The organism is Candidatus Brocadia sp., assembly GCA_021646415.1.
Classification (GTDB): Bacteria; Planctomycetota; Brocadiia; order Brocadiales; family Brocadiaceae; genus Brocadia.
The window spans coordinates 24,450-35,520 of the sequence record SOEU01000028.1; the positions used below are offsets into that span (position 1 = coordinate 24,450).

Consider the following 11,071-nt stretch of genomic DNA (forward strand, 5'->3'; position numbering starts at 1 on the left):
TAAATTGCCTGCCTATTGCCTCACGTCCCTATCGGGACTTAAAAAGCACAACTAATTTTTCGAAAAACTAAACTGTTTCAATTTTTCAAAGAACTAAAGTGTTACGATTTAACATTTCTGCATTTTTTGCTGTGTCATTCCGAACCATGCGCTGAACTAGTTTCAGTATTGTTTCGGAATCTGGAATCTTTGTAAATTCACGCTAAACCTATTTTCTGGAATAGCACTATAAAAAGAGAAAAACAATTAAAGAATTGGCATAGAGATTGGAAAATAAATTTGATAAATACCTTTAATCCAGGTTGGAGAGATTTGAGTGAGTGTTGAACTTATTTCAATTGGAATAAGTTGGAGATGCTGAAACAAGTTCAGCATGACAAACTCATAATCTCATTCCAAGTCAATTCTTGAAATTGATTCAGGCTATCTGATTTCACATCTTTTTGAAGAGTGAAGCAGGTTGGCAGATACAAAGCAATGAAATTTAATAACTACATCTGGAATATTTACAAAAACTCAAAACAAGGTCAAGATGCGATCAAGCGGTTTAAAAATCTCGGGCCGAGAAGGTTTCAAAGAGAATTAGCAACTGATGATTTTGAAGAATATACTGTTGAAATCCATGAAAAGTATGTCAAGGAAATCGGAGCAGAAACAATTCTTTTCCATACAACTACGGTAGTTAAAAATTATGCCTCAAAGTATAAGTTTAAAAATTTTGAGAAAGCAGCAAATTTCTATGAATCAATTGTCAATAAAGGGATACCACTTATTGCAAAAAATAGAAAAGGCAAACTGGTCAAACTTTGTGATTTTGGTGGGCAAGAAAGTCCGAATGATTTCTATAATTATGTCGAGTATGTCTCTTTTGGACTATTCTTTGTTAACCCGGAATATTTTATTCCATATAGATTTCGTACCAGATTCCATATTTTTCAAGAGATTTGCCAGGAATTTAATATCCCAATTCCTCCTATACCAAGCAAGAACGATAAAGTAGGAAGAAGTTTATATTATAACAAGATCAATCAAGCCTTGTTTGAGTTTCGTAATATGCATGGTCTTAATCCACATGAGATGTGTGCCTTTTTATATGATTTTGCACCGAATTTCATTAAAGATATTCAGGATGAGGAACTCCCTGCTCCTTCAAAAGTATGGTTGATTTTGGCAGGAACATGGGATTTTGATTTTTTAGATAATGCCACACAAGCATCTACCAATCAATGGGGTGGTAATATTGCAACTCGCAGAGGTGATATTTTACTCATGCACGAAGTTTCTCCACGAAGCTGTATTCAATCTATTTGGCGAGCGAGTTCTGATGGCTTTATTGATCCATTTTTTCATTGGCACGGAACTATCTGGATTTGTTCTCCAATTAAGACAGTTCCTGTTACTTTTAAAGAAATGATGACTCATCCCCTTTTATCAAAAAAAGCGGCAATTAAAGGACATTTACAAGGTCCCAGTGGAAAGCCTTTTTCAGTAGAAGAATATCAAGCGATTCTAGACATAATGAAGCAAAAAGGGCAGGATTTGTCTGTATTGCCTAAGATTGACGTCATTGATTATCTGCCATCAGTTGAACTGGAGGATGAACGTTCTGTTGAAATTAATCTTATTGAGCCTTTTTTGAAAAAACTTGGGTTTCGTGAGAGTGATTGGATTAGGCAGATGCCTATAAAAATGGGGCGAGGAGAACGAAATTATCCCGACTATGCATTTGGTGCTAATCCGAAAAGAGGCGAGGAGTCCGCTAAAATGGTTTTAGAATCAAAATTTCAGTTAAGCACATATCGGGAATTTGCTGACGCATACTATCAAGCGAAATCCTACGCCTTGAGATTGCAAACAAAAATGATGGTGCTCGCTTCCAAAGAAGGATTGTGGGTTTTCCCGCGAGAAAAAGACACTTTTGATCTTAACAACAATATACACAAAAATTGGAATGAGTTGAACCATCCAGATATTTTTCATGAAATAATATTAAAAATAGGAAGTAGGAATATTTTGTAGAATTTACCAAAAAAAACAAATAAGTAGACTCTATGAAAGGAGTGTATATGTAATTAATTGCTTAGGGGGAAAAATAAATTACTCATTATAGGTATCCCAATGTACCCATTGGAATGAAAAGGGAATCCCAACTCCAACGAATTTCTGACAATAATTAATACGTAATTCCTTATATCAGAAATTCGGAGAAAAGGGAACGGTACCGCCGCTGTAGTTGGTGACGAACGTTGCAGAAACCACTGGAAAAAGCCGTTTAGCTGTTTGAACGGCTTAAACGGTTTGAACGGTTTAAACGGTTATCCGGGAAGGTGCAGCCAGTAGAACGATCCGCTAGTCAGAAGACCTGCCTGTAATGGTTGCTGAAAAAACTTCTTCGAGTAAAGGAGGTGAAGCTTTGATAATCATAACTTAAAAGCCCGTTTCTTCTTTATGCGAAGAAACGGGCTTTTTTATTTATGTAGTTTTGTGATTATAACCGAATTTAACAAATAGCCGAAAAAGACCTCCCCATCATCCCCTCCTTGCGAAGGAGGGGAAACAGGGGTGGTTATAAGTTTATGAACGATTAATTACGGTTCAAATATTCAGGGAATCCCGTAAAAACGGGAGCTGCCCCGCAACTGTAACCGGCGACGAAATCTGCATAATGCCACTGTCCTATTGATAATAGTTTTACCGCAGAGACGCAAAGAACGCAGCGGAAAAGAACATACGGTAATAAAGTGGGACGATATGAAGGTGAGAAATTCAACTTCATAACCCATCAACCGCTTGATTTTCTCTGCGCCCTCTGCATTCTCTGCGGTGGACTAAGCTATCGCAAAAACAGGATGGGAAGGTGTAGAAAGTAGGAAGACCCGGAAGCCAGGAGACCTGTTTGAACACAATTTTATCAATTCTTATTTCCGAGGGGAAAGGATGAATGTAAATGAGGTATCTTTTAATTTTGTTGGTAATTACTTTGGCGCCTAACTTTTATTGTAAAACCGCTTCAACTGGGGAAACATCAGAACCTGCTCCGAAGAAACATCTTTCGGAGGAAAAGGAAGCAGAGAGCAGCGCGGCAATTCTGAAACAATCTTCAGGGCAGGGCATAACCGGAGAGCAGGTTGAAGTCGGTTCTTCGACGGCATGTTTTGCAGGTGTAGATTCCTCTATTCAACCGGAAGAAAGCGGTAACAATGTCGGTAATTCAACAAACACCGTTCAACAGGACATCAATTCAATGCCTCTGTCATCTGAAGCTGATGCATTTCTTTTACCTGAAGTGTTGGTTTACGGACACGCAGATAGTTTGCTCGGTATCGCAAGCACGGCTTCTCAAGGTACTAGAGGAAAGGACGAGTTGGAATGGCGCACCTTGTCACGTCCCGGTGAAGTGCTGGAGACCGTTCCCGGCGTTATCGTCGCCCAGCACAGTGGCGCCGGAAAGGCGAATCAGTTCTTTCTGCGAGGCTTTAATCTTGATCACGGAACGGACTTTGCCACCTCGGTCAACGGCGTTCCGGTAAATCTGCCCACTCATGGACATGGCCAGGGCTATACTGATTTAAATTTCATGATCCCCGAACTGATTGAGCGTGTGGATTTCCGGAAAGGACCTTACTATGCAGACCTTGGCGATTTTTCCTCCGCAGGCGCAGCCGACATTCAATATGTCAGTTTTCTTCCGCATAGTATAGCGCAGGTGGAAGGCGGTAGTTTCGGATATGCTCGAGGTCTGCATGCCTCATCACATCTTGTCGGAAGCGGCAATCTTCTGTATGCCGTTGAATTATTCCATAATGACGGCCCCTGGACCGAGCCGGACGATTACAAGAGGATAAATGGTGTATTGAGCTACAGTCGGGGTGATGCTGAGTTTGGCTATAGCGTAACGGCCATGGCGTATGCCGGAGACTGGAACGCGACCGACCAAATTGCCCAGCGTGCGCTGGATGTAATTCCTGGCTTTGGCCTTTTTGATTCTTTGGATTCAAGCGACGGCGGCGATTCGCAACGGTACTGTCTTTCGTCTGAGTGGCACCGTGCTGATCCAAATTCTTCCACAAAGGTATTGCTCTACGGATTTTACTATGATCTTGATTTGTTTTCCAATTTCACGTACTTTCTTGACAGCCCCCAGGGCGATCAGTTTGAGCAGCTTGACAGGCGATGGGTCGGCGGGACAAAGGCCAGCCAAGCCTGGTACAGCGAAGTGTTTAGCCGCTATATGGAAAACACCGTAGGTCTGCAAATACGCAGTGATTCTGTTACAAATGGCTTGTTTCAAACTGTAGAACGACGACGTACAGATAAAGTTGATTATGACGGAGAGACGATTCCAAACACAACCCGTGAGGATGATGTATGGGAGGTGAGTGTTTCCCCCTATGTTGAGAATAAGGTTCAATGGGCGGACAAATTCCGCACGGTTTTCGGATTGCGGATGGATTATTACTACTTCGATGTGGATAGTGATTTGTCCTCCAATTCCGGCACACGAGATGATGCAATCGTCAGTCCCAAAGGGTCACTTATCTTTGGCCCGTGGGTTAAAACGGAGTATTACCTGAGCGTTGGCCTCGGTTTCCACAGCAATGCTGGCCGCGGTGTGACACAACATGTTGATCCAAAGACTGGAGATCCTGTGGAATCAGCAGATCCATTGGTACGTACAAAAGGGGCGGAAATCGGTGCACGCACGACAATTGTTAAGGGGTTGCAAAGCACGTTGGCGTTGTGGCTGCTGGATATGGATTCGGAACTCGTTTTTTCCGGCGATGCTGGTAGCACCGAGGCCAGTGCTCCGACTAGACGTTATGGTGTCGAGTGGACAAATTACTACACACCCACCGGATGGCTCTCCCTGGATGCCGATTTCTCGTTTTCACATGCCAAGTTTCGTGAAACTGTTGAGGGTGAAGGAGTGCGGGGTAAACACGTCCCTGGTGCAATTGACAGCGTTATATCCACAGGAATTGCGTTCCATCAGCCAGGCGAGCGTGGTCTTTTCAGTGAACTACGGTTGCGGTATTTCGGCCCTCGTCCTCTTACGGAAGACAATAGCATCCGCTCAGATTCCACCAGTCTGCTGAGCGCTAAAGTAGGTTACAACTTCAATAAAAATTGGACTTTCAGTGTCGAGGGTTTCAATCTCCTCGACAACAGGGATCATGAGATTGATTATTATTATCCATCGCGTTTGAAAGAGGAGGATGCTCCGCATAATGATATTCACTTTAAATCGGTTGAACCCATTTCGGTTCGTGCCGCATTAACTTTCCGGTTCTAATTTTCAAAAGGAGCAAAAATGTTTCACTTATTCTTAAGAGGAGGACCTGTCATGTGGCCAATCCTCGTTGCGTCTTTGGCAGCCCTAACCGTAATTATAGAGCGGATTGCATTTCTTATCCGTGAAAAAAGATCAAGATATCCGGAAACGGTAGGAAAAATATTTTCTGAAGTTGAGAAAGGGAAAATTGAAGAGGCGATACAGGCAGGAGAAGGGTGCAAAGATTTTGTTGCCGTTACTCTTGTTCACGGTCTTCGCCATCGTCACAAAGCCTTCTCAAACGCTCTTTTACAGGCTGCAAATAAGGAACTTAAGCGTTTTAACCGGGGGCTTCCGATGCTGGATACCATTATTACCCTTGCGCCTCTCCTGGGTCTTTTTGGTACGGTAACCGGCATGATACAGGCCTTTGGCCTTTTGGGCGGCAGTGATCTTGAGGCACCTACGGTTATCACTGGCGGCATTGCCGAGGCCTTAATTGCCACCGCATACGGCCTAATCACCGCAATTGTCGCACTTATTCCGTTTAACTATCTCAACGCACGCCTTGAAGAAGCCAGGCATGAAATTGAGGATGCCACTACGCATCTCGAACTTTTGCTTTTAAAACAGGATAAAAATTTATGAAGATACCACTACCAGCAACCAGGCGGAAGGCAAGGATAGAGATCATTCCGCTTATTGATGTTATATTTTTCCTTTTGGCGACCTTTGTAATGGTTTCTCTTTCCATGGTCAAGAATCAGGGCATTCGTGTGAATTTGCCCTCCGCCGCTACAGGCACACCTCAGGAGCGAGAAACAGCAGTAACCATCACCGTTACCAAGTCAGGAGATATATACCTGAATCAAGAAAAGCTGGCTCCCGACCTTTTACCCCAGCGCTTGAAACAATTAAAGACAGAAAATCCAGACATGAGGGTTTTTATTAATGGGGACAAGGAAGCCTATTTTGGTAATGCAGTTCAAATACTTGACGAAGTAAGGTCTTCAGGAATCACGAAAGTTGCCATTCAGACAAAGCAGGGAGAACCTTTGCAAAAATGACAACTGATAGATTCAACAAATGCCGCAAGATTAAACCAGGCAACCATAGTATGATAAAAGCATTTATACTTGCATTATCTATTTATGGCGCTTTATTCTTTATTAGCGGGAAGTATTTTGTTACGCCTGTTCAGTACAACATTCAATCAGACAATGGGAGCATAGACGTTGATCTGGTGACTGCCATATCACCGCCGGATGCGATGGAGGCAGTTCAACCCGTTGCCTCTGCAACGGAGAAACAACAGGAACTTGCTAAGATTGTGCCGCAGGAAGAACCGGTAACACCGTCTCAGCCAGAGACAGAAGCAGTCAAATCAATAACGCCTACAGAGGAAAAACAACAGGAAGCAGTGAAGACCATGCCGCAGGAAGAACAAATGACACTGCCCCGGCCCAACGCAGACGTATCTCAACCCATTACTCCTGCAACGAAAAAACCGCAGGAATTTGTTAAGAATGAGCCGAGGGAGAAACCGGTAACACCACCACGATCAGAGGCGGATGCAACTAAATCCGTTACGCCGACAATAAAAAAACAACAAGAAGCAGTTAAGGCTCCACCTCGTCCTTCTCAAGGAACGAACAGAGTGAAGGGTAACCCCGGTTATTTCCAGAATCATCCGCCTGAGTATCCCCGGCTTGCAAAACAAATGCGTCAGGAAGGGCTCGTAATACTCAGGGTGGAAATCGACCAAAAAGGCATGCCGGTTAAGGTCGAAGTTGAACAAAGCAGTGGCTATCAACTGCTTGATCAGGCGGCTTTAAAGGCAGTGAGGCATTGGAAATTCCAGCCTGAACGAATGGGAAATATGCCTGTGAAATCCAGGGTGGCAATCCCTATCAGATTTCGCCTGGAAGAATCAGAGAGAAAATCCGGATGATAGACCTATTTTTGAATATAAGGGAGTTATGCTATGTAACTGAACAGTTCAATACCAGACATTAGATTCCACATACAGGCGTTCCGGTATTCATCGGGGCTTAAAGGGAATCCCACTCCGATTTTAAGTGATGCCATGTATGGAAAAGTCACTATGACTCCGCACTGGCAGCTCGGGGAAAATCAAAAGTTTGTATTTTCCCATCCTCAGGTAGTGCGGTTTCTGGATGTGATGTCCATATTGGTTATTTTTTGTCTGTGCAATCCGTCGTTTTCGGAGAGAAAAGGGATCGGTACCACCGCTGTATTCGGTGACGAATGTTGCAAAAGCCACTCTCGATTTTTGCGAGGGAAAAGCGCAACGAGTAGAATGACCCGTAGCCAAAAGACCTACCTGCAGTGCTTAACTGAACAACTTCTTCATAGTAAGAGAGGTGATGCTGAATATACAAATGAACGGTTTTTTGTTTTGCCTGATATATGTTCTTTAAAAGTAATGGATCTGTGGATAGCTATTGGATTTACCCGGAAAATTAGTATTGGTGTTTATCCGTGTGCATCTGTGGCTATATTGCAATTTGAATGCAAGGGAATCCCGTAAAAAAGGGAGCTGCCCCGCAACTGTAACCGGCGACGAAATCTGCACTACGCCACTGGAAAGCCGTTTAAACTGATTAAACGGCTTTCTGGGAAGGCGCAGAAAGTAGGTAAACCCGGAAGCCAGGAGACCTATTCAAATATTGTATGATTAATTCTTATTTCCGAGGGGAGATGCAGGAATGAAAAAATATTGTTCGCCGATAGTTTTTATATTACTCAGTTCGTTATTATCAAACCCTTATTGTTTCGCTGATGAGAAAACAGTGGAATCGCTTATTCAGGAAAATGAAGATTTGAAGAGGGCGTTAACAGAGTTAAAAAAACAACTCATAGAAAATCAAGATACACCGGATTACAACCGAATGACTTCCCCTTTGTTTATCTCCATCAAAAAAGAGAATATTGATAAAGCGGAAAATAACCAGGAAAAAGATTATTTGTCCGGACAACACCACAATACAGAACAGTCCTCCAACGTACCGGAAATAAATGATCCTGAATATGATTTGAGGTCATCATCAAGAAAACTCATATTTAAAGAAGAGGCCGTTCAGTCTGTGATAAAAGAAGACGGGGAGAAACAGATTGAGGATAAAGATCAAAAAGGAGATGAAAATAATAAAAAGAATGAAGGAGGGGATGAAAAAAACAATGATGAGAATCGAAACAAGAATGAGGACGAGGAAAAAAATCAAGGGGAGGGTGAAAGGGAAAAGGATACCGGGAGCAGGGAGGTAAGCGAGAATAAGGAGGAAAATAGAAACGAAGAAAGGAAGGAAGAAGATACGTATCATAATAATGAAGATATGGTTATTACCCCTACCAGAACAAAACAATTATTAAGGAGTACCGGTAGTTCGGTAACGGTTATTACAGAAAAAGATATTAAAAATAGCAGGGCGTCATTGCTTCTTGATGTTTTGCGCCAGGCTTCGGGGATTGAGGTTACGAGGACTCAGGGAATAGGCGGAACAACAAGTATGTTTATCAGAGGCGCATCTTCCGCCCAAACCCTTGTATTTATCGACGGTGTACAGATGAACAGTACCACAACAGGGGCATTTGATTTTGCAAACCTTACCACTGATAACATTGAGAGGATTGAGATCTTACGTGGTCCACAGAGCACCTTGTATGGTTCGGATGCGATCGGCGGCGTTGTCTCTGTTTTTACAAAAAAGGGGCAGGGAGATAATAAAGTTGCTTTTGGGACGGAATACGGAATGCGTGATACTTACCGTGAGAGTATTAGTGTTTCTGGCGGGAAAGAAAGATTCGATTATTCGGCCGGAGGCTCTTATCTGAGAACCCATGGGATATCTGCCGCTAGTAGTGGAAATGAAAAGGATGGTTATGAAAATTTCACCGGCTCGGCGCGTCTGGGATGGAACTTTATGGGTAATGGGAGGATTGATACATCCGTAAGAGGGTCACATTCTGATTTTGAATTGGATGCATTCCAATACGGTATCGGTCCCGTAGATGACCCTGACCGGCGCCAAACGACTGATGAAGTCCTTTTTTCTACAAAAGTGCACAAGACCTTTTTGGATTTCTGGACACCATCGGTTCTGGTCTCTGTGAATGATACGGACCTGAAAGGATTTGATCCAACAGACGCCGCAGGGGAATTTCACATTCCTACGAGGGTCTGGAGATTTGAACATCAATCTGATTTTGCCCTCCTGGACATTGATACCCTGACAATAGGCTATGAGCATGAAATACGGGAGGGTGAGAGCGTCGGTGTATTCGATAAACAAACCTTTTGGAATGATTCAGTTTTTTTGCAAAACCAGATAGCGTTATTTGATTCATTAAACTGGTCCGTAGGGCTACGATATGATGATTACAGCACGTTCGGGAGTTATCTCACTTACAGAACAACAGTATCTTATCACATAGAAGAGATCGATACCAGATTTCATGGATCATGGGGAACCGGTTTCCGTGCCCCAAGCATCAATGAACTTTTTTACCCTTTCTTCGGCAATCCTAACCTTGGTCCTGAGAAGAGTAAAGGTTGGGACTTTGGTGTTGAAAGAGTATTTCTTAAAAAAGCACTAATTCTGGATGTTACCTGCTTCAGGAATGATTTTACAGATTTGATTACTGCTGCAGTTCAACCTGATGGCAGTTACCTGGCGGAGAATATAGCAAGGGCAGCATCTGAAGGAATTGAAACATCAGTAATCTATAAACTGCTTCCCAAACTCTCTATTAATGGCACCTACACGTATACAGAAACAGAAGATAGAGAAAAGGATCAGCAATTACCCCGCAGGCCGAGAAACCGGGCAACGCTTGGGGTTAATACCCAACCGATGGAGAAGTGGAATGTTAATGTGACTGGAGTTATGGTTAGGGATAGAATCGATAGTGATGGGACAGAAATGGATAATTACTGGACGGCTAATGTAGTAACAAGTTACGGCATTACAAAGGCGATGACCGGATATGTCAGACTTGAGAACCTTTTTGATTATCATTACGAAGAGGTAAACGGTTTTAGTTCGCTTGGTTTTACCGCGTATGGAGGATTGGAATTTAAATTTTAAAGGAGGAATAGAAACATGAGGCAGATAAATTGGGTAGCAGGAATATTCGTTTTTTTCATTTTTTTATCAACCGCATTTTGTGATGGCAAAAAGATAACCATAGAAATTAATTATGGTGGATTACATCAGAACCGTAAAGTAGAGACGCAATGGAAACAGGGCATTACTGTCCTGGAGGCGCTCCAGACTATTGCAAAGGTTGAGTCGCAACAAAAGGAAAGCTATTTTCTCGTGACATCAATTGATAATGTTGTAGGACACGTTGGAGATAGGGTTTGGTACTACGATATTAATGATAAACATGCGACATCCTTTGCAAATAAGTGCATACTGGAAGAGGGTGATCATGTGAAGTGGGAATATGCAAAGGATGTTTGTTCTTGTACGGTTAAAAAGGACAAGTAAGAGATTATGTTATTTATCCGGGATCATGAACACACTATTGCTGTATCATTGCGTGGATGGCCGACGAATCGGTCTCTGAATTACTACTTAAAAATCAATATCATATAAGGTAGAAACCGACTTTGTGTATGCGGCTTTCAGGGTGGCACGGACAAACGGACAGACTGGGTCAAATGAAAAAATTTGTCTATATACAGTATTTATTGATGAAACGAGGCTCAAATACGGTATAATTTCCTACGAATCAAATATCTTCAATAGAACCAAAATAGAACCAAGGAGGTAT

The 11,071-nt window shown here is 42.6% G+C and carries 7 protein-coding genes, 1 pseudogene and 4 riboswitches; all 8 genes and pseudogenes read left to right on the forward strand.

The window, feature by feature from the left end; all coding sequences use genetic code 11:
- Positions 1-228 precede the first annotated feature (228 nt).
- The 8 genes and pseudogenes from E3K36_15775 to E3K36_15810 all read left to right on the forward strand — a co-directional run bounded on the left by E3K36_15775 (position 229) and on the right by E3K36_15810 (position 10,785).
- Positions 229-327, forward strand: a pseudogene (locus E3K36_15775) (GIY-YIG nuclease family protein).
- Positions 328-477: 150 nt separating this feature from the next.
- A complete protein-coding gene (locus tag E3K36_15780; GenBank protein MCF6156653.1) occupies positions 478-2,019 on the forward strand; it encodes a hypothetical protein in 1,542 nt (513 codons plus the stop codon).
- A gap of 72 nt (positions 2,020-2,091) precedes the next feature.
- A riboswitch (cobalamin riboswitch) is annotated at positions 2,092-2,385 on the forward strand.
- Between the two features lie 195 nt (positions 2,386-2,580).
- Positions 2,581-2,915: riboswitch (cobalamin riboswitch) on the forward strand.
- A gap of 329 nt (positions 2,916-3,244) precedes the next feature.
- Positions 3,245-5,293: a TonB-dependent receptor gene (locus E3K36_15785; protein MCF6156654.1), complete on the forward strand. Its 2,049-nt coding sequence runs from the start codon at positions 3,245-3,247 to the stop codon at positions 5,291-5,293.
- An 18-nt stretch (positions 5,294-5,311) separates the two neighbouring features.
- Positions 5,312-5,920, forward strand: a complete 609-nt coding sequence (locus E3K36_15790) for a MotA/TolQ/ExbB proton channel family protein (protein ID MCF6156655.1) — start codon at positions 5,312-5,314, stop codon at positions 5,918-5,920.
- A complete protein-coding gene (locus E3K36_15795) occupies positions 5,917-6,339 on the forward strand; it encodes a biopolymer transporter ExbD (protein ID MCF6156656.1) in 423 nt (140 codons plus the stop codon). The genes E3K36_15790 and E3K36_15795 overlap by 4 nt, the downstream gene beginning before the upstream one ends.
- Positions 6,336-7,223 (forward strand): energy transducer TonB, encoded by an 888-nt coding sequence (locus tag E3K36_15800; GenBank protein MCF6156657.1) that lies wholly within the window; start codon positions 6,336-6,338, stop codon positions 7,221-7,223. Before E3K36_15795 ends, E3K36_15800 begins: the two co-directional genes overlap by 4 nt.
- Positions 7,224-7,467: 244 nt before the next feature.
- Positions 7,468-7,635, forward strand: a riboswitch (cobalamin riboswitch).
- 150 nt (positions 7,636-7,785) lie between these two features.
- Positions 7,786-7,974: riboswitch (cobalamin riboswitch) on the forward strand.
- 27 nt (positions 7,975-8,001) lie between these two features.
- On the forward strand, positions 8,002-10,380 hold the full coding sequence (locus E3K36_15805) for a TonB-dependent receptor (protein ID MCF6156658.1): 2,379 nt from the start codon (positions 8,002-8,004) through the stop codon (positions 10,378-10,380).
- A 15-nt stretch (positions 10,381-10,395) separates the two neighbouring features.
- A complete protein-coding gene (locus tag E3K36_15810) occupies positions 10,396-10,785 on the forward strand; it encodes a DUF4430 domain-containing protein (GenBank protein MCF6156659.1) in 390 nt (129 codons plus the stop codon).
- Positions 10,786-11,071: the final 286 nt, after the last annotated feature.

Excerpts from the sequence above, each read along its gene's own strand:
- E3K36_15780 (MCF6156653.1), top strand. The coding sequence starts at position 478 with ATGAAATTTAATAACTACATCTGGAATATTTACAAAAACTCAAAACAA.
- E3K36_15785 (MCF6156654.1), top strand. The coding sequence starts at position 3,245 with ATGCCTCTGTCATCTGAAGCTGATGCATTTCTTTTACCTGAAGTGTTG.
- E3K36_15790 (MCF6156655.1), top strand. The coding sequence starts at position 5,312 with ATGTTTCACTTATTCTTAAGAGGAGGACCTGTCATGTGGCCAATCCTC.
- E3K36_15795 (MCF6156656.1), top strand. The coding sequence starts at position 5,917 with ATGAAGATACCACTACCAGCAACCAGGCGGAAGGCAAGGATAGAGATC.
- E3K36_15800 (MCF6156657.1), top strand. The coding sequence starts at position 6,336 with ATGACAACTGATAGATTCAACAAATGCCGCAAGATTAAACCAGGCAAC.
- E3K36_15805 (MCF6156658.1), top strand. The coding sequence starts at position 8,002 with ATGAAAAAATATTGTTCGCCGATAGTTTTTATATTACTCAGTTCGTTA.
- E3K36_15810 (MCF6156659.1), top strand. The coding sequence starts at position 10,396 with ATGAGGCAGATAAATTGGGTAGCAGGAATATTCGTTTTTTTCATTTTT.